This is a genomic window from Acinetobacter sp. WU_MDCI_Abxb74 (assembly GCF_025513915.1).
GTDB classification, from domain to species: domain Bacteria; phylum Pseudomonadota; class Gammaproteobacteria; order Pseudomonadales; family Moraxellaceae; genus Acinetobacter; species Acinetobacter calcoaceticus_C.
The window spans coordinates 669,980-694,984 of record NZ_JAHPRP010000001.1 but is presented as its reverse complement, the minus strand read 5'-3'; the positions used below and the strand labels follow the sequence as shown (position 1 = coordinate 694,984).

The following is a 25,005-nucleotide window of genomic DNA, read 5'->3' as shown; positions in this document are numbered from 1 at the left end:
AACTCGCAAATTAGAGGTGGAAGGTTAAAGGATTATGATTAATACAACGTATAAACTGATTTCAAAATTGAACCTGAAAAACACGACTTATGGTCAATATTTTGAAAAAGAGCAAATCGATACTGACCGATTAAAAGTGATGTATTCCATTTACGAACAGTATTATGAAAATACGAGATTTTCTATTTTTGTAGATGATTTTAAAAATAAAAGTGGCGCGATCTTAATTTTTGACTCGGCAACAGATGAGATTGTGGGGTTCTCAACCGTTGTTGTGCAGCACTTCTATTTAAATGGTAAAGACTACACCGTGTTATTTAGCGGTGATACGGTCATTTTGAAGAAGTTTTGGGGCACGCGTAGTCTGCAAAGTACCATGCTCAAACTTATGATTAAGCTTCGAATCAAATATCCATTTAACGAACTCTATTGGTTGCTGATTTCTAAAGGTTATAAAACCTATCTATTACTCGCCAATAACTACTATGTGTACTACCCAAATATTAAAGATGAAAACCAGCACCTGTCGGAAGTGGTCGAGCACTACTGTGAGAAATTCTTTGGGGAATATTATGATAAAGATGCGGGCCTCTTAAATTTTGGAGATGACTATCAACCATTAAAAGGTGAAGTCGCGCCGATTACTGCCGAAATGAGAGAAAAGAACCCAAATATTCATTTCTTTGAACAGATGAATCCAACATGGAGTGCGGGTACTGAATTACCGTGTATTGGTCGATTAGGCTGGAAAGATCTTGCTCGTTTCCCAGTAAAACTCATCACCAAACCCACGAGTAAAGGAAAGTTTGAAGCCTGTGTAACACACAAAACAAAACGTAGAGAGGCTATCCAATGAAACCTAATGAATGGCTAACTTTGGGTTCGCATCTGATTTTAAAACAATGGTGTGATGCATCTGACCGAAATTTTCAAAAACGGTTTAATGCTTTAGAAGCAACACAACGCCAAATTCTGCATTCGATTTTACAGACCTCTACGTTTGCTAAAGATAAGAAAGTTCAAAACTATGAACAGTTTGTAAAATCATTTTCTGCGACACGTTATGGCGCATGGCGAGAAGACATTCAACGTTACCGTGAACAAAAGCTTTCATTGTCTAGCAGTAAACTGGTTCGTTTCCAGCCGACCAGTGGGTCGAGTGAACAGATTAAGTTTATTCCATACACCAAGCTGTTTTTAGATGAGCTTGACCATGCGATTGCGCCGTGGATGGCAAGTCTATACCGTAAATGTCCGGAGCTGAGTTCGGGTACGCATTATTGGTCGGTGTCATGGTTACCTGAAAGCCAGCGTGAAGTTTTAAAAGACAAAAACCTAAATGATGATAGTGCGCTACTGGGTGTAGGTAAGCGAATTTTATCTAAGTTTACCCAAGCCGTTCCAAGTAATGTTGCATTTGCAGCCAATGCCGACGATGCACTCTTTGCCACAATTTGCTATTTGGTTGCAAACCGTAACTTAGCCATGATCTCGGTGTGGAGCCCAACGTTTGCGCTGCAATTGCTTGAACGTTTAGAGTCAATGCAACAGGAAGTTATTGAGGTTTTAGAGACGGGTTTATGGGGGCATCGCCAAAGCTCATTAAAAGAAGTAAATGCACCGCATAGCCTTGAAAGTGCTCAAGCCCTAATTGATAGTTCAAATGGCGAACAGATCGACTTCAAACAACTATGGCCAAAGTTAAGTTTAGTGTCGAGTTGGGATACCGCAGGTTCAAAAGCTTGGGCCGAAAAATTACAAGAGAAATTACCCAGTGTTCAGTTTGAAGGAAAAGGTCTATGGGCGACTGAAGGTGTAGTCACGATTCCCTATAATGATCAATACCCGCTGGCGTATCAAAGTCACTTCTATGAATTTGAATATTTAGAGGGTGATAAACAAGGACAAATCATTCCGTCGTGGCAACTTAAACAAGGTGATGTGGTGAGCCCACTCATTACATCTGGTAATGGCTTGCTTCGTTACTGTATGGATGACTGCTTACGCGTAACTGGCTTTATAGAACAAATCCCGTGTTTTGAGTTCCAAGGCCGCCGTTTTGGTGTAGATCTGGTCGGTGAGAAACTCGCACCTGAAACTGCCCAGCAATTATTGTCGCAGTTAAATGAAACGGAATCGAAAGCGATTTCTTTACTGGCGATTGATACTGAGCAACACGTTAAACCGTTTTATTGCGTGCTTTTTGAAGGCGAAATTCATCACAGCATTAACAATGAATATATCGACAGTATTTTACGTCAAAATTTTCATTATGAACTTGCTCGCAACCTAGGACAGTTAGATCAGCCACAGATTCGTCAGGCCAATAATGGTTGGAGCGCTTACAAGAAACTGGTCATGTTTGACGGTATTATCGAAGGCAATATCAAGCCTGAGCCACTCAAAAAAGTCACCCTGAATAGTTTGGAACAACTATGAAAGGGAAAAAGCAATTTAATACTCGGTTTTTATCACTCCGACATGCCTTGTATCTAGGCGTGTTGCTTGTGTCGAATACACATGCCATGACTTTAGACGAGGCTTTGTCTGCTAGCTTAAGACATGAAAGTCAGCTTGAAGTGAGCCGTTTAAGCGTAAATCAGTCCACCGCTATGCTTGAACAGGCTAAACAACGCGATGGACTTAAAGTCAATTTGGTGGGGCAACTTGACTATGAAAGAATAGATACGCCTTCACAAGTCCTGTTTCCAACTGAAGGAAACCGTAAAGGTCGAAGTTTGCAATTGCAGGCAGATTATCCGATTTATACCTCTGGACGACACCGTTTAGGAATTGATGTTGCCGAAAGCCAGCTCTCTGCACAAAGCCAAGGGTTATCAGACCAAAGATCGGAAACTATTCTAAATACTGTCATGGTCTATACCGATGTATTAAAGAAGAAAGCGATTTTAGAACTTAGACAAAAGACCATGGCGAATCTGCAACGGTCTCTATATGAGTCAAAGCGCCGTTTTGATGTGGGGATGATTACCCGTGCGGACTTGGCTCAGGTTTTGGCACAAGTCGCCCAAGGACAAGCCGATATTACACAGGCTCAGTCTAACTTGACCGTAAGCGAAGCACAGTTTTATCAAGTGACAGGCGCAACACCTGAAAACCTTGTGGCCATTAAACATCTACCTGCTATTCCCGCGAACTTAGATGAAATTTTGGCTCAAACCAAAAATCATCCAGCTTTAATGCGTAGCAAATATGAAAAACAGGCTGCTGAGAAACAATATGCTTTAACTAAGCGGGAACTTTGGCCTACGGTCATGCTCACCAGCCGTGCAGGAAAGCAAGATGAAGCAAGCTATATTGGTTCTGAAAGTAATAACTATATGGTTGGGGTGCAGTTGAATGTACCGCTATACGATGATGGTTTAAATCGGGCCAATGTCAAAAAAGCACAGGCCGATATAGATTTGGCTAACCAAAAAACGCGAAGTCTTGAACTGGATTTGAATAAGCGTACCCGCACGACTTACGCGCAGCTTCAAACCATTCGACAAAATAAAGAAGCACTGGCAAATGCCATAGAGGCAGCGTCGATTGCCTTTGTCTACACACGTAAAGAGTTTGATGTCGGCACCAAAACAACATTTGATTTGCTCAATACTGAGCAGAAGCTACTTGATGCAGAAACCCAAAAAACCGTGAATGATCAAGATGAAGTCGTGTTTGTCTATCAGTTGCTCGACCAAATGGGACGTTTAAATAATTTGGTGCCCGTACAGACCGCACAACAGGTGAATAATGAATGAAAACAAATCCACCACTTGCTGACAATACCCTCATTACCCGAGAAGCCACTTTGGCAGACGATCAGGCGCTAAGAGACTTAATCGCCGTACCTATGACCACCAAAGGGATACAAATTAGCTTTCAGCGTGAACCCAGTTATTTTCAAGCTTCCGATATTGTGTATCGACATAAACTGCATGTGGTGATTGAAGACACCGAGAGTCAGAAGCATGTCGCTTGTTATAGCAATGGTCACCGTCCTTGTTATGTCGATCGGAACGTTCAAAACTTACGATACGCGGGAGATTTGCGTGTAGACCACAACTATCGTGGGAAATCACTGGTTAAGGTTTTAGCAAAGCATGTAAAACAAACCATGCATGAACCGAATTATAGCCAAATGATTATTTTTGATGATAATCACGCGGCGCGCGCTGCCATCCAAACGGGCAAAACTGGAATGCCTGATTATTATGATGAAGGACTTATCGAGACATTAAGTCTGACTAGCACTGGCGCTAAACGAAAAATCACGGCTTTTTTAAAGAAAGCTAATCAGAGTGATCTTCAAGAGATTCGCACATGTGTTGCAGAAGCTGAACATGTGGAAGCCATGAATCAGTTTATTGCCGATATGGCGCAGTTTTATAATTTTATACCAGCCTATAACTTTGAAGAACTGGCTCAAGGACATCACTATTTTTCAGGGATAAAACTCTCAGATTTTTTACTTTATTTTAAGGGTGAAAAACTAGTGGGGATGTTTGGCTTGTGGGATCAGCATAGCATTAAGCAAACTAAAATTTTACATTACAGTTCAGTCATTGGAATTTTTAGGCCTGTTTATAACTTATTGACTCCGCTAACTAAAGGCATGCGTTTGCCTAAACTTGGTGACTCTATTAAGTATCACGTGTTACACACCTTAATGTGCCATCCACAAGATTTGGCTTTGCATCATAAAATGCTTGAAGATGCCTATAACAAGTCAAAACAGCAGGGCGTTGGTGTGGTGAGCTTTACGCTTTCACATAAAGACCCGCGTTATCAGTTAAACCAGTTTTATAAAGGTGAACGCTTAACTGGAATGCATGGTTTTATTAGTTATGAAGGCGACCCAAGACCACATTTTGATAAAAACCTGATTCCATATTTAGAAGTTGGGCGTATTTGACTTAAGGCTTTGAATTACAAGTTGTACGTTCGGAGTTATGGGTTCAGCAATTAGATAAAATGTCTTTGTACTAGACTTAAATAAGCCCACGGAAGTGGGTTTTTTATGCCATTTTTAATACTGATTAGGGGACTTATAAATCAATTCATAAAAGAAAATATAGGAATAAATTATAATATAATTATTCAATTTAATATTAAATTTTATATTAAATAATAATGAGTTAATTTAATTTACTTTTAATTTTTTTAATATTTATTATGGCTAAGTCACTAAATATAAATATAGCGCAACTACTATACAAATCGAAATTCGACAACATAGTAGTTAAGTGATGAAAAAAAGTTTATTGGGCGGTCTTATTCTGTCTTTGTGTACAACTCAAGCTTTTGCACTAAATATTTTATTGGTTAACGATGATGGTCTAACCAGCAATGTCAAAGCACTTTATGATGAATTAAAAGCAAATGGTCATAACGTACTTGTGTCTGTGCCGTGTTCACCACAAAGTGGCCGCGGTGGCGCAATTGTGATGTACAGCTCAACGACCATTTCTGCGGATAATGATAAGCAAATTGCGGCTGAAAGTGGTTGCCATAATGGCGCAGCACCGATTGGTGCACCTGCTGCTGGAACCTTTACAAAAGCAGGTTATACCAATGGTGACTGGAATTACGCACATGGCACACCAGTCATGGCGACAATTTATGGCCTAGATATTGTTGCGCCAAAGCGTTGGGGTAAAGCACCAGACTTAGTTTTATCTGGTCCTAATGAAGGTCAAAATGTCGGCAAAGTTGTTGTGCACTCGGGTACGATTGGCAATGTACAGTTTTCAGCAGGACGTGGCATTCCGTCTATTGCTTTAAGCGCCGATACAAACACGGTAGACGATAAGACTTTAAACAACCCTAACTCTGCAATTGTGGCGAAACAAACCGTAGTGATATTAAAAGAATTACAAAATAAAGCAGGTAAGGGCCAATTGTTGCCAAAAGGAATTACGCTCAATGTTAATTTTCCAAAAAATTTAACAACCAGCACACCTTTTGCATTTTCAAAAATTGGTACTTATGATCTATATAAATTGAAGTTCCAAGTGACTAAAGACAATAAAGGCAATAACCAATTTGGTTTAGGAATTGATGCGGCACCATCGGCTCCAACAGCCGCGCAAATGTCGGATGAAAGCGCCGTCATGCAAAGCAAAATTGCTGTAACTGCAATGCAAGTTGCTTACGATCAGCGACCAGCAGCTCAAGAATGGCTCAAAATTCGTTTAAAAAGCCTATTTAACAAGTAAGGGGGAAAGACCATGAAACGTTGTTTGTTGGTTTTACTTCTTGGGCTTGGATTGGCGGCTTGTAATGACGATGATCATAATGACCAAACCTCGACTGAAAAACCTGCCTTAGCTCCGAGCTTAGATGTAGGTACCTATATTATTAGTACCGAAACTGAAGAGGAGTTGCCTATGGCGGGTAAATACTACTCTGGCACAGATGGTAATAAATTATTGGTTTTAGATGATGACGAAAATCGTGCCAAAATTGTGATGAGCTATGATGCAAAAACCAAAGCTTGGCAGAGCAATCAGTCTAATCAAGCGATGACAGTTGAATTAGCGCATTATGAAAAAATTGATGATCAAAAACTTTCGATTAATCAATTAGCCGGAACATACGATTTATCTTTTCCAGATGGAACAACGGTAAATGCCGAGGTCAACGCACAAGGTAAGATTGTCTCGAAAGACCCAAATTGTGTGTTTACAGGTGTTATTACTGAAAGTGCTTTAGCAAATACCGCAAACTATCAACTTATCGATAACAAGTGTGATGCGCTAAAAAATAACTCGAAAGGTTATGTTGTGGTAGATGAAGACTTAGAACCTATGAGTTTTAGACTTGTATCTGACACGGTTGCATCAAAAGATATTTGGGTATTTGCACAATCTTAAAAATAAAAGGGCAACGGATTCATTTCGTTGTCTTTTTACCCCAACCTATGTTGGGCTGTTGAAACAATTAACATGGTTTGAAGGTAATAATCTACACGTGATTGATTATTTTCCTTATGTGAGTTATGCGCATTAAAGGCTGCATCATGAAGTTTCACGACTCGAGCGATCGGATTCAAACTACAACGAATTAAATATTCTTCGCGTGTTTCACTTTCTCGTTTGGTTAATGCATCAACGGCATCACGGACTTCTTTTCCAAATAAGCTTTCGATTTTTTCTAGCGTAAGAGGTGTGTCTTCAACGCTATCGTGGAGAAGGGCCGTAATAATATAGACTTCTGAAAATCGATGCTCAATTAATGAATTGACCACACCTTTAATATGGTAATCAAAGTAATCATGAGGACCATACTTTTGACCTTGATGAGATTCTTTTGACAATTTCTCTGCTAATTCAACTTTATTTTGAGTCATTTTTTGCTCTTATCACTTTAAGTATATGACACGGCCTAATTTGCGAGATGGGTCGCTTAAATACAATTTTATACTGAATACTTAGATTAGGCATAACAGTAGTTACTCATTTTTATTTATTCATTCTTAGTTGAGATAGGTCAATCCAGAACTTAATGTTTTGAAATTTTAAACTTTAACTTAATGATATGAAAGTAGATTGTAAATATTACTTAAGAGTTTCCTTAATTATGTAATTAAATGAAAAATAATAACTATTTAAATATTTTCTAGCCAATTTCACATTGACACCTTAAATATTCAAGATTACCATTTGCGGGCTGGCCTACATTGCCAGTCGGTTGTCGCAGACCGTTTAGTAAAGTGCATCAGATTATTCCTTCTGAGGAGTATTCTTGTGTATATCGATCGTCCCTCGCTTGTTGCGGTAGGACGAGTGAGGGACACCTTCGGGTGTGCTGATTCTTTACTATCAGTCTGCGAACCCTTGCTCGTTCTGCCACCATAAATCTTATGCTTTGGCAGAACTCCCAATAAAAAGGAGTTGGCTTTGCACATTCATCATTTTTTGGCAGTCATTGCCAAAAGCTATAACAACACAGCTTAAAACACTTAACGCAGCTTGATCGCCGTAAGGCTTTTTCAGGCTTTAGCTCGTTATTACTTAAAACTTAGCAACAACTAAAACTTGAGATGTGCTGCGCACAGTCTTTACGGCTTTGCTATGCCTTTTTATATCTCATTTATATACAACAATAATTTTTTATAACGGTAAAACTATGCCACATTTAGATCTTCCATTTCGTGCTTTAAGCGTGCTTCATACCTCTCGCTATCTTTTTAATAAACACGGCTTTCATAATGTAGGGGTAGACCGAATTATTGAGTCGGCGAACGTCCCTAAAGCCACCTTTTATAATTACTTTCACTCTAAAGAACGTCTCATTGAAATGAGCCTAACCTTTCAAAAAGATGGTTTAAAAGAAAAGGTACTTTCAATCATCTATGTCCAGAAAGACTTAACGCTAGTTGAGAAACTCCGAACGATTTACTTTTTACATGCAGATTTAGACGGGCTTTATCATTTGCCCTTTAAAGCGATTTTTGAAATTGCTAAAACCCATCCAAAGGCTTATAGGACCGTAGTTGATTATCGAAATTGGCTGATTAAAGAAATTTATCATTTGCTTCTAACATTCAACGAAAATGCCTCAAAACAAGATGCACACATGTTTTTGTTTGTGGTTGATGGAGCAATGGTTCAGCTTTTAGATCCGAACAAACCAGATGAACGAAAGAGATTGCTTGAGTATTTTTTATTACAGTTGTTGTGAGATTTAGGAGTGTGCTTGAAAGAGACACATGCCGTCTTAAACCGCTATAAAATTCTGCTTTGTGATTTTATAATACACAGCAATAACGAAAGTTTAAGCGCCGTGCTAATAAGTAAGATTCAATAGGTACAGCGGTTTTATTAAACAATAAACTTAGAAAATTGAGTACTGGATGCCAAATCAATTTGAAACGCATACTTCAGATGCGGGAACTACGATTCATTTAAATATGAATGGGGAGCTTGTAGAAAATTTAATAGCTTTCGACTGTATAGCGATAATTTTGTTTGACATTCTATTTTTTTATGGTGTTTATGAAGTGTATGTAGAAAATGATGGTGTCCTAACATTTATTTTAATATTCCTAGTATTACCATTTATTTTCTACTTACATTATGAATATAGAAGAAATAAACGATGGGCTAAAAATGCAGAAGAAATATTTTTTATTTCTAAAAACAATCTTCGCATTTCCAAAGAATGCCTTGGGGAAAAATTGTTAACAAAGGATATTAATACTCAAAAGATTATTGAAATTGTATACAGACCTTGGGGTGGAAACTCAAATCCACCGTTTTTGCCAGATTGCAGCCAAGGTACTGTTCATTTAATTGGTTATGATGATGGTTGTTCATTTGGTATTAATCTTAACAAAGAAGAAGCAGAGGCATTTATTACTGAACTACGTTCTTTAATTATGCGATACCAAGAACCTCGACACTTTATTTTTGCCCCGCATATGCATTTAGCAAAAGATTGAGTTGAACTAACTGAGAAAAAATATGAAAGACATTGAAATTTTAGAGATAAAAGAAATTAGCAATTATGAAGAAGGCTTAACGTTATTATTAGAAGATTCTGTAAATAACGGAGCTTCAATAGGTTTACTAGCCCCTTTAAGTTATTGGAGTGAGGTCAACCATAAATTAGTACAAGATTATTACTAAGTTCATGAGCTAGAATGAAAAATAGTTACATCCACTTTTAAAATCTATAGAATAAATATAAATCATTATTTTTTTATAGAAATATTAAATGTTAAAGATTCATGTAATAGATGCGACTCATGGAGATTGTCTTCTTCTTGATTTCGATCATTCAAAAATTCTGATCGATTGTGGTCCAAAATCATTCAAAGCTCGTAGAGATGTACTAGCTAATATAGAAAAGATTTTAGGTGAAAATAGTGTTATTGATATAGCGATAGTCACTCATAATGATGATGACCACATCGGTGGATTTGAATTTTTGCTCGATACTTCTATCAAAATTAACACTATTGTTTTTAATAGTCTTCAAGATATTCCTGACATTATAAAAAACTCACAAAAACAAATTTCATATAACCAAGATAATGCTCTTAAGCAAAGATTATTGGCAGAACGAGGAATTAAAACTCTATGTTTAACAAGAGATTCTGGTCCATTAATAATTAATGATATTACGTTAACTGCGATAACGCCAACCGCTGAAGCGCTAGAATGCATGCTAAATGATGCCAATGTTCAAAAAGAAAGAGAAGAAAAAAAGAGAAGGCAAAAACAGATCTCAAGTTCGAAGACTGAAGAAATAAAGCCTGAGGAGGCTTTACAAAAAATTCAATCTGGTCAAGATGTTTTCGTAAAAGATACATCTATTACTAATAAATCAAGTATAGGATTAGTCATTCAATGCGGATTTTTCTCTGGGCTTTTTTTAGGGGATGCTCATGCTGAAGATGTGATTGAAGGGTTGAATATTTTAGGTTTTAATAATCATCAATTTGATGTGGTAAAAATATCTCATCATGGAAGTGAACGAAGTACAAATATTGAATCATTAAGTCTTTGGGGTAAGACTGACTATATATTGTGTGCAAACAATGAAAAGCATTATCACCCTAATAATATGACATTAGCTAGAATACTAAGTTTAGATAACACCCCAACTATTCATTTAAGCTCAGATAATCCTAGTCTATTGGAAAAAATTAATGATTTTAAAAAACTAGGTTTTAGTATTAATGAATCATATCCGACTAATGGCGTGAATACACTTTGCTATGAATACAAATAATCTAATACAAGTTAAAGTACTCCAAAACGAATCTAGTGGATTTTTTTTCAAGTCCTATGATGAAAATAAATCATTTGTCATCACATCAAAGCATAGTATTTGTGAGTTTAGAAGTACTTGCAATCTTATTGAAAGCTCAGTTAAAGATTGTTGCAGAACCTGTCCATTAGAATTTGATACTCAAAAAATTCAATTACTAAGTAATAATGTTTCTCTTCATGTGGAAAAAATATACTATGAAAAATCAAAAGACTTAGTAATTATCAATGTAACTGAAACAGCTAATGATACTTTAATTATTAATGAAAAAAGCATTAGTGATTACTATGTAAGTTTTGGGTTTAATAGTAGAGATTTTGGCGTAACACCCTTAGTATTTGATGCCCCAAGAATCGTTGATACACTTATTTATTACAATCTACATTCTGACCCAACTCCTAATCTAATAGAAAAAGAAGAAAATTTTAAAGGGATTTCAGGATCATTAATTTTTACACATCATGATTATCCCACAGCAAAAGCACTAATCATCCATAATGAAAATCATAATGATTTTGGAGCAGAAAGTCTTGATACTTTAAATTTCAGTGAAATCAATGATTTTTTTGATTGCAGAGTATTTGATCAGAGACTTTACATTCCAGAAGTACAAAAGATCAGAGAGATTAGTCGACAGGGCTTGGAGCAAGTGCTTAACACGATTGATGACTTTGAATTATCTAGACCTGAATTACACAGTGAGTTTGAAGAAAAATTCAATTCAGGACGATTTATCCAAATTACAGGTTTGTCAGGTACAGGTAAATCAGTTTTCCTCAGACAAATCGCAGAGTCAAAAGCTAATGGCTTACCATTTTTATTTATTAAATCAGATCAACTTACAGGAAGTAATAATTGGTTAGAATACCTATCTAGAGTTGGACTGCCGAGTTTTTCAATTACTGAGTGGCTAATAAGCTTGGAAGCTGTTGAGGGAGTTCCTATTGTCTTTATAGATGGCATAGACAGAGTTAATGAAAACAGTAAACCAATTATTGAAGATTTAATTCGTACAATTTTCAATAATCCTGATTTAACCAATTGGAAAATTATTACGACTTTAAGAGACACGGGACTTGAGCCATTAAAAACGTGGGTCGGTGATCTTTTGAAAAATACATCGATCGAAACTATAAACGTCGATCTTTTAAGTGATGATGAGTGTAACGAATTAGCTCAACGAATTCCTAGCATTAGTAAACTGTTATTTAGAGAGAGTAAAATAAGGAGCATTATTAGACGTCCATTCTTTACTAAAGTTTTAGTAAGTTTAAATTCTAATGATTTTGAACCTGACTCTGAATTAGAACTAATAAATGAATGGTGGAAACGTGGAGGATTTAATGCCACAGGACAAGCGATTTATAATAGACAAGACCTATTAAAAAATATTTCTGAAATCAAAGCTCAAAATCTTAGTAATAGCGTCAAGCGTAGAGAGATTCAGCCTATCGAAGCTTTAGATAGCTTGGTTGTTGATGGAATCATTCATGTAAATTCTAAAAGTTCTACCGTTGATTTTACACATGACATATTTTTTGAATGGGCGTTACTTTATGTTCTGCTTGAAGAACAAGAGGAATGGCTAAGTAAAATAGAAAGCTTTGGACAACCACCTTTTATAGCAAGAGTTGTAGAATTACTTGCTCAACGAGAATTTATTGACAATGAGTGGAGTAAGTATTTATCAAATCCAAAGTTTAAAGAGCTAAGATCCCAATGGTTGAGAGCATGGGTAATTGGTCCCATACAACATCCTAAGTTCATTGAATCAAATACGGAATATACAACTGCTTTAATAAAAAATGATTTTCATCTAGTTGATAACTTATTAATTTGGGTTCAAGCCGAAAAAACAAGAGCTAATCCATTACTTTTAAAACAGAAAAATCAAATAGAAGAGGCCATACATTTTGCTTGGCCATCAGATATTATATTATGGCAAAAACTATTGGATTATATTTTTAATTTAATCCCACGTACACCACATAGGCTTTACCCTAAAATTTTGAAAATTTTTGAGGTTTGGCAATATCTAGGCATTCATATACCTTCAAATCAAATGTCTAAAATGATTTTGGATGTATCAATTGACTGGCTTTTAGAAATTTCTCAACAAGAGAGGTCTAATGCTTGGAAACAAATAGTTAACTTAAAAGATTTTAAATTGGGGCTAATAAATTTAATTTTAGTTTCAATTCAATCAAATCCATCTTACATGGAAAGATATCTAAACTTTTTACTTTCGGAAAATGAAGTTTCTAGAGAAATTTATGCACATATAGTAAGTGCTTCACCTTTTGTTTCGCAACATTATCCAAAATTAATTGCTGATTTAACGCTAAAATTTTTATTAGATGAACTACCTAAGACACGAATAGAGCGTGAAAAAGCGATATATCAGAGAAAAAAACAATACATTAAAAAACTAATGTCTATAGCAGTTGAAGAAAGAACTCAAGAACAACAATCAAAAATAGATCATCGTTCTTTATATGTTAGTCAAGTGCCATATCAAAAAATTCAGCATAAGGATTGGGAAAATTTATCAATTAAATATGAATCTAGACACTTTTATCCTAGCTCACCTTTAAAAGAACCATTTTCTTCATTATTAAAGTATTCGGAAGATTATGGATTACAGCTCATATGTGACTTGTCTAACCATGCTATTCAAGCATGGAAACAATTATGTGAACTTTCTGAACAAACACCTATACCAACTACCATTGAATTTCCGTGGGGAGTACAAGAATTTTGGGGAAATGAAAAGCAATATATTTGGAAAAAACCTGTTTGGATAAATAATGTGATTTCATCGGCTTATATGGCATTAGAAAAATGGGGTTTTGATCAGCTTGAAAAAGGTAGAAATTTTAATGAACTTATTCAAAAAATCACATCAGGACATGAATCAGTAGCAATTCTTGGGGTAATAAGTGTTTTAGCTTTAAACAAGCAAGTTATTTCTAACTCTATATTACCAGTTGTTACTAATTTTAAAATATTGGAACTAGATAAGTATCGATTTCAGCAAGACTTACAAGAGCCTAATATAACTTTAATTTCTCTTCAAGGTGAATCAAAATATCAAAAAAATATTGAAGCTGTCACACACAACTACAATAGAGAAGGTCATAAATTAAATTTAGAGTTTTTACTACGAAGTTACTTTATCACCCCTGAATTTCATGAACTCACAAAAGATAAGTTATCTAATTTTAAAGCTGATCTTCCTTTTAATTTTAAACATGAGATGATCGATGAGACTAGAATTAAATTCTTAGAAGAGCGGGCTAATTTTTATTCGGAATACTGCAATTTGGAAAATTACTTTTATCAAAAAATTGATGAGAATCAAATTGGTATTTTGTTCAAACATCCTCAGTATAGAAAGCGAGCTGAATCGGAACAGCATAAACAACTGGATGAGTTTGCTTTATATTCTGGAGTAGTACATTGGGTTGAGAAATCATTAGAGACTAATATAATTCAAAATAACTACACCCTAAATTCAATTATTGAAGTATTCAAAGATTTAGAAGAAAAAGACTTATTTCAAGATGCTTGTGATTTGTATGAAGATTCGTCTACACGTAAAAGAATGAAACAAAGTGCTTTTAGTGGATTAGCTACCATAATCTTAGTATTTAGAGCTAATAGTAGAGAAGACGATCTAGAATGGGCTCGTGATATTTTAAATCAAGTAGTTCAACTACCATACAATTCTTATGAAGTAGACTGTCCACAAGCTTCCTTAACGTCTCATCCAAAGCAATTTCTTGCACAGGCTTTAGTCAGTGAAATTATTCATAACACTATAAATGATTCAACTTTGAGTAATCTTTTAAATATTGTAGCGAGCCCATCTCATCAAATTTCATTAGTGGCCTTAAAAGAATGTTTTAAATTATTTGATATACAACCTAAATTGACTTGGTCTGCAATTTATTTTGCATTTGCTCTATGTAAAGATTATTTAAAATATCGAATCTATCGATTAGATGAATATCCAGAAGCACAACAAGAGTTAAAACAAGTAAATGAACATCTAAACAACTATTTTAAATCTGAAGATGACTGGTGTTCATTACCTATACCAGATGCTCCTTGGACAAAAGATAATAAAAATGGGTCAAGATGGGTAGAAACAAATAATTGGGATAATGAGTTTTCAGGAAAAATTTTTAAATTACTACCTGAAAAATTACTTCGTAATACTACTCAAACCTATATTCTAGATTTTTTAGAAAGTTGCTTAGAATGGACTATAGAAAAACAAGAACCTTCTTGGCTCGAAGAGAACCAGAGGTTCGATGATAAAGATATTATTTATACATGGAATCATAGCATAGCTAGTGCTTTAGCAAGGGTTGTTGGAATATTTCCTACAGAAGAAATCAAATTACAATTTCTTATACCAATTCTTAATCTTAAAACAGATGTTTGCTGGGAATTGCTTTATCCTTTCATTGAGGATTATATTTGCCGTTATATTTATGATGCACAAAACATACCTAAAAATGCTTTAGATGTGCTGGATTTATGCTTGGAACGTTTTTTAAATGCATCCTTTTTTGATAAAAAAGGTTATAGAGCAGGGCGGATTTTTGGTTTTGATTTACCTAAGATTGCAAAATCACTAATGTTTGTATCAATAGATCAAAATGCACCATTAGCCAGTAGGTTTGTGAATGGTGATTGGTCTGAAATTGATATAATCTTACCTTTAGTTGATAAGTATGTCCTAACAGGAGGTTGGATCGAATATATTATTCAATTGTTCTTAAAATTGTGTGAACGATCAATTCAAAATTATCCATCAAATATTTATGCTGACCAAATCTTAGAACTAATATTATTAGATGAGCAATTGAATTGGAATGAGCAAGTATATCAAAGGATATCTAGCCTTATCCAAATTTTTATAGACAAGGAACAATCTATGCCAATAGAGTTACGACGAAAATTCTTAAAAATTATTGATTGGTTAGTAGATCATGGGGATCGCGGAAGTGCAGCACTTCAGCAAAGCAAATTTTTTCAAAATGTGAAGAGCTCCTGAGCTATATAGATGCAGAAGTTTATACAGCTTCTAATTTTTATTAAAACACTTATCTAATTGCATATACTATGAATAATGAGAACTTAATTAAAGTTATAAGCCCCGAAGAAGCAGAATCTACAGGGTATCTTTTTTTATCTTCTGATGAGAAGAAATCATTTGTTATCACATCTAAACATAGTATTTGTGAAGTAAGAAAAACATGTGATCTTATTATTAATTCAGTTAAGGATTGTTGCAGAACCTGTCCATTAGAATTTGATATTAATAAAATTGAGCTTTTAAAAGGTGAAAATGAAGTTCCAATTAAAATTGAAAATATTTATTACGCAAAAAATAAAGATATAGTTATTATAAAAACTAATGAAATTTCACATGTAAAATTAACTATTAATAAAGAAATTAATAGTGATAAATATATTGCTTCAGGTTTTAATGAAAAGACAAATGAATGGGTTGACTTAGTATTAGACACTCCGAGATGTAAAGATTCAATAATGTATTATAATATATATTCAAATACCACTCCAAATTTAATAGAAAAAAACAAGAATTTTCATGGTATGTCTGGCTCTTTAGTTTTTACTTATGATCCAAAAAATATAACTAAAACGGCAAAATCGGTAATTATTCATAACGAAAGTCATAATGACTTAGGAGGGGAAAGTTTAGATTCATTAAATTTTAAAGAAATTAATAGTTTTTTTGAATGTAATGTTTTTCAAACAATATTAGATATTGAATCAGCGGAACTCAAGCTTCTTTCACAAAAGAATCATGAATGGTTATTAGAATCTTTCTCCGATAATAGAGCAGCAAAACACAGTTTTGGTCAACCTTTAGCTCCAAATGATCCAAATTTGACTAAATTGTTACCTAGAACAACTTTAATTACTAATATCCATAATAGTTTATGTGAAAAGGATATTATTTTTATTTTAGGAAAAGAAGGTGTAGGTAAGTCATGGGTTGCCGCACAAAACTGGCTATCTCTAGAAGATAGACCTTTACATATTTTTCTGACTGCTCAGGATTTTAGTCAATTTAGTAATAATGACTTGGAATTATTTTTAATCAAAAAGATTATTGAACAAACAAATGATGAAGAAAGTGAAATCTCATTTAAAAAATGGTCAGATAGATTCAAAAAATGGGGAAATTATTCAGATGAAAATTATATAAATCTATTAGTAACTATTGATGGAATAAACCAAAAACCTAATATAGATTGGTCTGCTATTATCAATAAAATTTCTCATTTATTTGGAAATAAAAAAGTAAAAATTTTAGTTACATCAAGAACCATCTTTTTTAATGAAAAAGTTAGAAGGAAAATTATAGATGATCATAGAATAAATGTGTTAGCAGTTTCAGAATGGTCAGAATATGAACGAAACGAAATTTTATCTCAAAGACAGATTGATCCAAATTTACTAACATATAGTGTAGCAAAATCGTTATTAAATCCTAGATTGCTAAATATTGCTCTTGGTTTATTTGATAAACAAGAAATTCAAAAAATAGATGAATTAGATGTAAATAGAATACTTTTAGAACATATCAGACAAATGGAATCTGATAATTATGAAGATATATCATACCAAAACTTTTTAGAAAACCTTCAAATTCACGCAAAAGAAATAATTGGAAGATTAACCAAATCAGAAATAGAGGATCTCAATTATTTTAAAGGAAATGTAAAAGCTGCAGCTGAAGGGCGTTTTTTTGAAATTGTTGAAGATGATCTTAATTTATATAAATTAAGAGATGAAGGTCTAAGCTTTGCATTAGGTTTGGAAATAATTCTTCAGCTAAATAAAATGAAGCGAAATGGAAAAAATCTTGATGAAGGCATAGCTAAATTTATCGAACCAATAAATGCATTAGATAAAACATCAGATATTATTATATCTTGTTTAACTATATTGATTTTTGAACCTAAATACTATTCTAGTGAGGTCCTAAAAGCACTAATAATATGTTTTATTTCTCTACAAAATACTGATGAATCACATCTTCGTTATTTTACTACAATTGTTGAAAAGAAAATTTCTGATTTTATAAATATTTTGGAAGAATTGTGTTTAGATGGAGGAAATCAGCCAAATTTCAACTGGATTAAATCCTCAATTACCTGTATTCCTTTTACATCATCAGCTTGGTCAAGTATTGAAGAAAAAATAAAACAATGGCTAATATATTATTCTTTATCGCCAGAAAAAAATATTTCTTATTATTCAACAAATCAAAAAGAAGAACGATTGATTGAAACTAATAAAAATGAAGAAAAAATTTTAGAAAAATTAAAAAAATTATCAAAAGATGAGAATAGATTGTTAAGTCAATTAGTTGAAAATACAGGAAACATAGAGTTATTAGTAATTACGGCTTGTCATATACTAGCAGGTAAACCTTTAGTAAGTTTTGCCTCTGAATTTGTGAAATGGAGTTTTAGTTGTAGTTTAAATTCAAGTTATAACTCTCCTCATAAAGATTTTATCAGCTTAATTAGGTATAACCTTATTGATTGGAAAGAAACTAGAACTAAACTATTAAATGAAGCACAAATTTTAAATTCTTCAGATACTTCGGATATCGCAAAATTGGCATATGTCAGAATACTTTGTTCAACAGGAGATTCTAAAGATGACAATATTGCTGAAGAGATTATAAATAAACTTAGACCTACTGCTCACTCAATAGGTTGGCGGAGAATTGAAGATTATTGTTCTACTGACCCATGTGATCCTGAATCATTTGAACCAGAAAACATTGTAAATACAACTAAAAAATGTGAAGAACTTGATGTTAATCAAATTTGGAATGATCGAAATCAAACTTCAGAAAGTATTCTGCTACACGATATTGAGACAGGTTTAGCACGTTTTAGATCAGCAGAAATTATATCTAAATATAGAAAACTAATTGCTAATATTTTAAGCCGATCTCAGTACCCTTTACGATGTGGAATAATAAATATCTATCAACATAATGTTTTATTCACAAAGGAGCATATCGATAAATTATTAGATTTTCATAAAATAAATAAATATTCAGAAGTATTTAATCAATTGACTGAAAACGATAAAAATTTTGTTAACCAGTATTTGATCATGATGGCTTTACCTTATATTAAACCAATTCAACAGCTTGAAATTTTAATGAGCTTCAAAAAAGAAGATATAGCATTTATTAACCTTATTGAATATATGACAATTATATCATCTCAAGAATTTGAACTAATTCTTGATAGAAATTTATCAGAAAATCAAATTTTTAACCTGATTTGTTATGTAAATATTAAAAAAATAGAATTAAATCCAAAGTTTCGAAAAGTTTTAAAAGAAAATATAACGAGTCATAATTCATTTGTAAGAGCTGAGGTCTTTAAATCAATTTTATTATATGATGATATTGAATTATTGAATTTTTTTATTAGTGCTAGGTGGTCTCCTATTTTAGTAGATAATAATCATGAATTATTTTATGGGTCATCATTATGGTTGCTATCAGCAAAAAATCATTTGGTTACTGAAGAAGATGCTATAAAAAATATTAATCCTTGTGTGTTTGGTGTTGCTAATAAATATCTTTCTAATATAGGGCTTAAAAAAATAGCTTATATAATTAATTATATATTTAATAATATAAATAATACTAAAATTAATTTCCCGACTTTGGAAATATTTGAAAATATACTATTTCATGAAAGAAATTCTTCGATATTTTCAATTGATAAAAAAGAAAATCAGATTGATTTGGAGGAACATTTAAAATTTCTTTCTGAATCTGTTGAGGATTTTGAGAAAAGGCATGAAAATCAAAAGTTGGAATTTAAAAATTATATAAATTATTTAAAATCTGAAGGGGCTAATCTTATCTTGAATGGCATGTTACCAGAAGAATTTGCAAGTATAGTACATTCAGCGCCAGAATTAAAAGATAAATGGTTTAATATTTTTTATAATTTATCTGAAAGTCATATACCGAAATTTTATAACTTTATTTTACTACTAGCTTATGCTTTTTCAAAAAATGACCCTAAAAAATCTCAATTGCTTTGGGATAAAGTCAAAAATAATGAATCTATTATAAATATAACATTTGGTCCAGAAAAGATTTCGCTAAAGCGTATTTCAGTTTGGAGTGGTAAAAATCAAGATTTGAACTCATATCGATTTAACCTACTTGACCAAGCACTTTCAGATGAGGAAATATATAGTCATGTATTAGCAGCAATAGTAAGTAATAATGAAAATATTATTTATGATTATATTAATAGTAAAATTAATTGTGTAGAACCATCTCAAATTGCTAGAGGAGTTCTTGTTGCTGGATGTTTAGATGAAAACTCTTTATCTCAAGAAATTTTTAAAATATATAAAGATTATAAGGGGATAATTGGAGAAGCTTATAAAGCATCGTTGTATATGTATGAAAGAAACATTTGGTCGAAATATTGGTTTCAAAAAATGGTATCTGCAGAAAATAATGAAGATTTTTGGAAAAATATGATTTTATTTACAAAAATAGTAGATTCTAGATTTTATACATGGAATGAATCTATTTTAAATGAAAATATTCTTTTCTATAAATTTTATCAAAGTTTTACAAATGATATTAATAATCGTTGTAAAAAATGGCAAAAAGCAAGATCAAAAAAATTGTTTGGTAATGAGCCTCCAAACCCTATATATATTTATTCACAAGATTAATTGCCTTAACGCGATGGGCGCCAATAATTAAATTAAAGCTTGCAGAAGCAAATTTCTAACTCATCGCTTTATCGATACTAGAGTGGTATCAGTGATAATAACAGTTTTCATAGATATATTCACTTTGACAGGAGAGAGGGGGAAATGGGATGAAGAGGTAAAGTTCCTCGATTGAGAAACTTTCCAATATATAACTTAAAGATGCTTTTGAAAGAAAGGAATAATTTTTTCTAAAGTTTGAGCAACAGGTTTAGGTTGGTCATATAAGTCATAATGGCTCGCATTTTTCACCACAAAGAGGTTTTTATCTTTAGATGCAGCTTTGCTATATAGCTCATAACCGTCGCGATAAGAACCGAATCCACCCGCTATATCACCAATCACAATTTGTAAGGGTTGAGTGAGTAGGTGTTCTGCCAAATGAAATGCATCAAACCCAACAGCAGCGGCTAAACCTGAAAAACGGAGTTTATTTGGTGAACTTTCTGCCTGTCCACGAGAGGTTTTGTAGTAATCAATCGCTTCTTTGATATCAATATCATTGATTCCAGCTTGTTCACGCTCTTGTTGTGAGTTTGGAATGTACTGGGTAATAAAAGGTTCAGCACCACGCGCTTCGGCAGTTCGCTGTGCAGCAATGGCTTCTAAAGTTTTAATAGCAGCTTCTGGTGTCTGATCGCCCTCACGCATTAAACGACCATAGTTTGCTGCCACAACAGTTGCGACCGCTTTAAAACGGCGTTCGGTCATAGCCGCATTGACAGCATAACCACCGCCACCACATACGCCTAATACACCAATACGATTTTCATCTACATAATCGAGAGTTGTTAAATAATCGGCTGCACAACGGAAATCTTCTACACGAGTTGCTGGGTCTTCAAGGAAACGAGGTTCGCCACCACTTGCACCTTGGTAGGAAGCATCAAAAGCTAATGTAATAAATCCTGCTTCAGTGAGTTTTTCACCATAAATTGCACCTGAAGTTTGTTCTTTACAGCTACTAATTGGGTGGGCGCATACGATGGCTGCATATTTTTTGTTTTCATCAAAATCTTTTGGAAAACGAATGGTTGCAGAAACATCGATATTTTTATTTTTGAAAGTTACAGTTTTCATCATTTTATCTCTGAGAGAAGAACTAGGTCGATGAAACAAATATAACCATAGTGATTCATTATGATAATCCACTATAATCAGATAGCACTTATATTGAATACTTATAAATAATGAAAGAAAATTTAAATGATCTGCATACTTTTATGGTCGTTGCTGAAAAACGAAGTTTCACCCGTGCGGCTGCAAAACTAAGAACATCCCAGTCAGCCATTAGCCAAACACTCCGCAATTTAGAAGACCGAATTGGTATAAAACTATTATCACGAACCACAAGAAGCGTAGCGCCTACAGAAGCAGGTGAATATCTACTCAATTTGCTTCAACCTGCAATACAAGAAATAGAGCATGGCATAAATCAAATCAGTGCTTTAAAAAATGATCCAACAGGAACACTACGTATCAGCGCCGATGAATATGGAATCCAAAGTGTTTTATGGCCCGCAGTTGAAAAAGTGATCCAACAATTTCCTAAAGTTTCAGTAGAAATCATATCTGACTATGGTCTTGTGGATATTGTAGAGGGGCGTTTCGATGCAGGGCTTCGAAGAGGCGGTTTGGTTTCTAAAGATATGATCGCTTTACAAGTCAGTGAGCCAATACAAATGCTAACGGTTGCCACCAAAGAATATTTAGCTCGTTATGGTCACCCAAAGCAACCAAAAGATTTAGTTGAACATCAATGCATCAATTTAAGATTGCCTACACATGGTGAACTCTATCGTTGGCAATTTACTAAACAAGGTAAAACACAAACGATTACTGTTAACGCTAAAATTGTTTTTACAACCTTATCTCCAGTACTTCAAGCAGCAAGGAGTGGTGTAGGAATCGCTTATCTGCCCATTGATATGGTTCAGCCTTATATTGAAAATGGTGAACTAGAAGAAACACTTAAGGACTGGCGACATAGCTATGAACCTTATCACTTGTACTATCCACATAGACGTGAGCAAGCACCTTTATTGAATATCTTAATCAATGCCTTAAAGGAAAATTTTAATAAAATATAGTGCTTAATAAGGTTTATCTTTAAGCACATTCAATAATGTTGCATAGACAGTAAAGAGTAACTATTAATGCATTTATATATTAAATATATTTTGTCCGATTTGCGGACAGAAATCTCATAAAGCGGTATTTTCTCTATTCTTTTTATATCCTTAAATAAACTTAAAAATTAGTTTATCCATTACCCAATGGAGATTAATTTATGGAAATCTTAAAAACAAAAATTGCAATTATGGGCTCAGCGCTAACGGGCCTACCAAACAGTGAAATAGAGATTCTAGCGAATAGCGTAATTGAACTATCTAAAAGTATGAGTGGTGAGCAAACCGTAGTCGATGGATAGACCTCAGTGCTCAAAGACTGGATGTAAATATATCAACAAGAAGATTGGAAAACGATTATTAGAATTTAAATTATTTTTTGGAGTTAAATATGAGATTTAAAAAAGGATTTTTAGCACTCAGCCTAGGTTTGCTCTTTATAAACTTGGGATGTACAGACAATGATAGTGCCGACAATATTGGTGCTGAAAGTATTTATATTAATGGAAAAATTTATACCGCTAAAGATAAAGACTCTTTTCAGCAAGCCATCGCAATTGCCCATGATGGAACAATTATAAAAGTGGGGAGTAACGAAGAAATTAAAAAAATTGCAGATAGCAATACACAAGTTTTTGACCTTGATAACAAGGTTTTAATGCCAGGTTTAATTGATAGTCATATTCATGCCTTAGCTTCTGGTGTAGAGGCTGTATTAGCAACCATGGATAGTGACGATACAACAATAGATATTTCTAAGGTGGAAGCAAAACTTAGACAATCGAGTCTGGATGGTACGGGTGTTGCTGGAGATGTTCTATTTTTAAATGGTTTGTCATCAGAATATTGGGAATTAGCTGACCAACTATCCAATGTATTTAACAATAATGAATGGAAAGATCGTCCAATTGCATTAGTGGGTAGCGACCATCATACGGCATGGGCAAACCAAGCACTCTTAAAAAAGGCGGATATAGATGCACACTTCATTCAGCAATTAACCCCAGAGGATCAGCAAAATATTGCACATAATGACAAGTTTGAACCCACTGGTTTTGTGGTCGATTCTGGCTGGGATATGGTGAGTGATAAAATTCCATCTGTATCACATGATCTGCTTTATAAAGGCTCTAAAGAAGCGGTCAAATACTATAACAGTTTAGGCATAACGGCATGGATGGATATTGCTGCGAATGCCAGTCCCAATAAGGGAATTACCAATATTCATAATACAGAGGAAACACTGGGGATGATTCCTATGTATAAAGAATTATCTAAGAAAGGAGAGTTAACGGCGCGAGTTTCTGGTTTGCATGTAATCAACTCAAAAAGTACACCTCAAGTTTTTAACATCATTGAGTCAATCAATAGTAAATATAAAAACATAGATAACTTTAATTTAATTGGCGTAAAGGTATTTGCGGATGGAGTATTAGAGTTTCCAGCCCAATCAGCTGCACTACTTGGCCGATATTCTAATAGTAACAAGCAAGGGACTTTGTTATTCGATCCAAATACCTTTAAGTTGGTTGTTGATGAAGCTGACAAGCGGAATATGCTGGTTCATATCCATGCTGTTGGGGATAGAGCTGTACAGGAATCTTTAAATGCAATTGAATATGCTCGCTCAAAACGTCAGAGCAATGTCCCACATAGTATTACTCATCTCCAGCTCGTAGATCCTAAAGACTATAAGCGCTTTAAACAAAATAATGTGATTGCTTCTATGCAACTAGCATGGGCCTACGAAGACAGTTTTAACAAAGAACTGGTAAAACCTTATATTGATGCATCATCTTATAACGGGATGTACCCTGCGCATTCGTTGTTGGTTAACGGCGCGACAATTGCAGGTGCAAGCGATGCACCAGTTTCAACCGCCAATCCTTTTGTTGCTATGGCTACAGCAATTACAAGAAAAGGAATTGAAGGAGATGTTTTAAACCCAGCGGAAGCAGTTGATCGAGATACAGTATTTAAGGCTTATACGATTAATTCAGCTAAGGCACTTTATTTAGATAAAAGCATAGGCACGCTCGAACCGGGCAAAAAAGCCGATATGATTTTAGTAGATAGAGATATTTTTAAAGTTTCACCTGAACAGTTGGCTGAAACAAAGGTGGTATGGACTATTTTTAATGGGAAGAAAGTCTATCAACAGTAATCAGGCTATTTAGGTTTTAAAGTGGGCTGAGGAGAAATCAGCTCACTAGCTTGGCAGCTTTATAAAGCAATATTAAGCTAAAATTTGCTTCATATTACAAATATAGTGATG

16 protein-coding genes and 1 pseudogene are annotated in these 25,005 nt (G+C 34.0%); 15 read left to right on the top strand and 2 right to left on the bottom strand.

From position 1 onward, the window contains the following. Positions 1–67: 67 nt before the first annotated feature. The 6 genes from KTH84_RS03340 (at position 68) to KTH84_RS03315 (ending at position 6,878) form a co-directional block, all read left to right on the top strand. The gene (locus tag KTH84_RS03340) at positions 68–856 is read left to right on the top strand and encodes a hypothetical protein (RefSeq protein WP_202742481.1); all 789 of its coding nucleotides are present in this window, start codon (positions 68–70) and stop codon (positions 854–856) included. Then, positions 853–2,439: a GH3 auxin-responsive promoter family protein gene (locus KTH84_RS03335; RefSeq protein WP_262471950.1), complete on the top strand. Its 1,587-nt coding sequence runs from the start codon at positions 853–855 to the stop codon at positions 2,437–2,439. The genes KTH84_RS03340 and KTH84_RS03335 overlap by 4 nt, the downstream gene beginning before the upstream one ends. Beyond that, positions 2,436–3,764, top strand: coding sequence for a TolC family protein (locus KTH84_RS03330; protein ID WP_262471949.1), 1,329 nt, complete (start codon positions 2,436–2,438; stop codon positions 3,762–3,764). The genes KTH84_RS03335 and KTH84_RS03330 overlap by 4 nt, the downstream gene beginning before the upstream one ends. Next, positions 3,761–4,918 carry a hypothetical protein gene (locus KTH84_RS03325; protein WP_262471948.1) on the top strand — a complete coding sequence of 386 codons (1,158 nt, stop codon included), beginning with the start codon at positions 3,761–3,763 and terminating at the stop codon, positions 4,916–4,918. Before KTH84_RS03330 ends, KTH84_RS03325 begins: the two co-directional genes overlap by 4 nt. A gap of 331 nt (positions 4,919–5,249) precedes the next feature. Further along, entirely contained in the window at positions 5,250–6,221 is a 972-nt protein-coding gene (locus tag KTH84_RS03320; RefSeq protein ID WP_202742024.1) for a 5'/3'-nucleotidase SurE, read from the top strand. 12 nt (positions 6,222–6,233) lie between these two features. Further along, a complete protein-coding gene (locus tag KTH84_RS03315; RefSeq protein WP_262471947.1) occupies positions 6,234–6,878 on the top strand; it encodes a hypothetical protein in 645 nt (214 codons plus the stop codon). A gap of 35 nt (positions 6,879–6,913) precedes the next feature. Here the strand turns inward: KTH84_RS03315 and KTH84_RS03310 are convergent, their stop codons facing one another. Next, on the bottom strand, positions 6,914–7,354 hold the full coding sequence (locus KTH84_RS03310; protein WP_262471946.1) for an HD domain-containing protein: 441 nt from the start codon (positions 7,352–7,354) through the stop codon (positions 6,914–6,916). Between the two features lie 779 nt (positions 7,355–8,133). Here KTH84_RS03310 and KTH84_RS03305 point away from each other — a divergent pair. From KTH84_RS03305 to KTH84_RS03280, 6 genes and pseudogenes are all read left to right on the top strand, one after another. After that, positions 8,134–8,688 carry a TetR/AcrR family transcriptional regulator gene (locus tag KTH84_RS03305; RefSeq protein ID WP_262471945.1) on the top strand — a complete coding sequence of 185 codons (555 nt, stop codon included), beginning with the start codon at positions 8,134–8,136 and terminating at the stop codon, positions 8,686–8,688. 172 nt (positions 8,689–8,860) lie between these two features. Continuing rightward, positions 8,861–9,448 carry a hypothetical protein gene (locus tag KTH84_RS03300; RefSeq protein WP_262471944.1) on the top strand — a complete coding sequence of 196 codons (588 nt, stop codon included), beginning with the start codon at positions 8,861–8,863 and terminating at the stop codon, positions 9,446–9,448. A gap of 22 nt (positions 9,449–9,470) precedes the next feature. After that, positions 9,471–9,623: pseudogene (locus tag KTH84_RS03295) on the top strand (GNAT family N-acetyltransferase); the annotation flags it as partial. A gap of 100 nt (positions 9,624–9,723) precedes the next feature. Then, on the top strand, positions 9,724–10,743 hold the full coding sequence (locus tag KTH84_RS03290; protein ID WP_262471943.1) for a ComEC/Rec2 family competence protein: 1,020 nt from the start codon (positions 9,724–9,726) through the stop codon (positions 10,741–10,743). After that, on the top strand, positions 10,730–15,847 hold the full coding sequence (locus KTH84_RS03285) for an ATP-binding protein (protein ID WP_262471942.1): 5,118 nt from the start codon (positions 10,730–10,732) through the stop codon (positions 15,845–15,847). Before KTH84_RS03290 ends, KTH84_RS03285 begins: the two co-directional genes overlap by 14 nt. Before the next feature lie 68 nt (positions 15,848–15,915). Then, complete coding sequence (locus KTH84_RS03280) at positions 15,916–20,562, top strand: hypothetical protein (protein ID WP_262471941.1); 4,647 nt, start codon at positions 15,916–15,918, stop codon at positions 20,560–20,562. Positions 20,563–20,757: 195 nt separating this feature from the next. Here the strand turns inward: KTH84_RS03280 and KTH84_RS03275 are convergent, their stop codons facing one another. Then, complete coding sequence (locus KTH84_RS03275) at positions 20,758–21,681, bottom strand: alpha/beta hydrolase (RefSeq protein ID WP_262472480.1); 924 nt, start codon at positions 21,679–21,681, stop codon at positions 20,758–20,760. 110 nt (positions 21,682–21,791) lie between these two features. Between KTH84_RS03275 and KTH84_RS03270 the strand changes: the two genes are divergently transcribed. From KTH84_RS03270 to KTH84_RS03260, 3 genes are all read left to right on the top strand, one after another. Beyond that, on the top strand, positions 21,792–22,691 hold the full coding sequence (locus tag KTH84_RS03270) for a LysR family transcriptional regulator (RefSeq protein WP_262471940.1): 900 nt from the start codon (positions 21,792–21,794) through the stop codon (positions 22,689–22,691). Between the two features lie 200 nt (positions 22,692–22,891). Further along, positions 22,892–23,032 carry a hypothetical protein gene (locus KTH84_RS03265; RefSeq protein WP_262471939.1) on the top strand — a complete coding sequence of 47 codons (141 nt, stop codon included), beginning with the start codon at positions 22,892–22,894 and terminating at the stop codon, positions 23,030–23,032. 89 nt (positions 23,033–23,121) lie between these two features. Beyond that, the gene (locus KTH84_RS03260) at positions 23,122–24,894 is read left to right on the top strand and encodes an amidohydrolase (RefSeq protein WP_262471938.1); all 1,773 of its coding nucleotides are present in this window, start codon (positions 23,122–23,124) and stop codon (positions 24,892–24,894) included. Positions 24,895–25,005: the final 111 nt, after the last annotated feature.

Excerpts from the sequence above, each read along its gene's own strand:
- KTH84_RS03270 (WP_262471940.1), top strand. The coding sequence starts at position 21,792 with ATGAAAGAAAATTTAAATGATCTGCATACTTTTATGGTCGTTGCTGAA.
- KTH84_RS03285 (WP_262471942.1), top strand. The coding sequence starts at position 10,730 with ATGAATACAAATAATCTAATACAAGTTAAAGTACTCCAAAACGAATCT.
- KTH84_RS03280 (WP_262471941.1), top strand. The coding sequence starts at position 15,916 with ATGAATAATGAGAACTTAATTAAAGTTATAAGCCCCGAAGAAGCAGAA.
- KTH84_RS03265 (WP_262471939.1), top strand. The coding sequence starts at position 22,892 with ATGGAAATCTTAAAAACAAAAATTGCAATTATGGGCTCAGCGCTAACG.
- KTH84_RS03325 (WP_262471948.1), top strand. The coding sequence starts at position 3,761 with ATGAAAACAAATCCACCACTTGCTGACAATACCCTCATTACCCGAGAA.
- KTH84_RS03330 (WP_262471949.1), top strand. The coding sequence starts at position 2,436 with ATGAAAGGGAAAAAGCAATTTAATACTCGGTTTTTATCACTCCGACAT.
- KTH84_RS03275 (WP_262472480.1), bottom strand. The coding sequence starts at position 21,681 with ATGAAAACTGTAACTTTCAAAAATAAAAATATCGATGTTTCTGCAACC.
- KTH84_RS03335 (WP_262471950.1), top strand. The coding sequence starts at position 853 with ATGAAACCTAATGAATGGCTAACTTTGGGTTCGCATCTGATTTTAAAA.
- KTH84_RS03260 (WP_262471938.1), top strand. The coding sequence starts at position 23,122 with ATGAGATTTAAAAAAGGATTTTTAGCACTCAGCCTAGGTTTGCTCTTT.
- KTH84_RS03290 (WP_262471943.1), top strand. The coding sequence starts at position 9,724 with ATGTTAAAGATTCATGTAATAGATGCGACTCATGGAGATTGTCTTCTT.
- KTH84_RS03315 (WP_262471947.1), top strand. The coding sequence starts at position 6,234 with ATGAAACGTTGTTTGTTGGTTTTACTTCTTGGGCTTGGATTGGCGGCT.
- KTH84_RS03310 (WP_262471946.1), bottom strand. The coding sequence starts at position 7,354 with ATGACTCAAAATAAAGTTGAATTAGCAGAGAAATTGTCAAAAGAATCT.
- KTH84_RS03300 (WP_262471944.1), top strand. The coding sequence starts at position 8,861 with ATGCCAAATCAATTTGAAACGCATACTTCAGATGCGGGAACTACGATT.
- KTH84_RS03305 (WP_262471945.1), top strand. The coding sequence starts at position 8,134 with ATGCCACATTTAGATCTTCCATTTCGTGCTTTAAGCGTGCTTCATACC.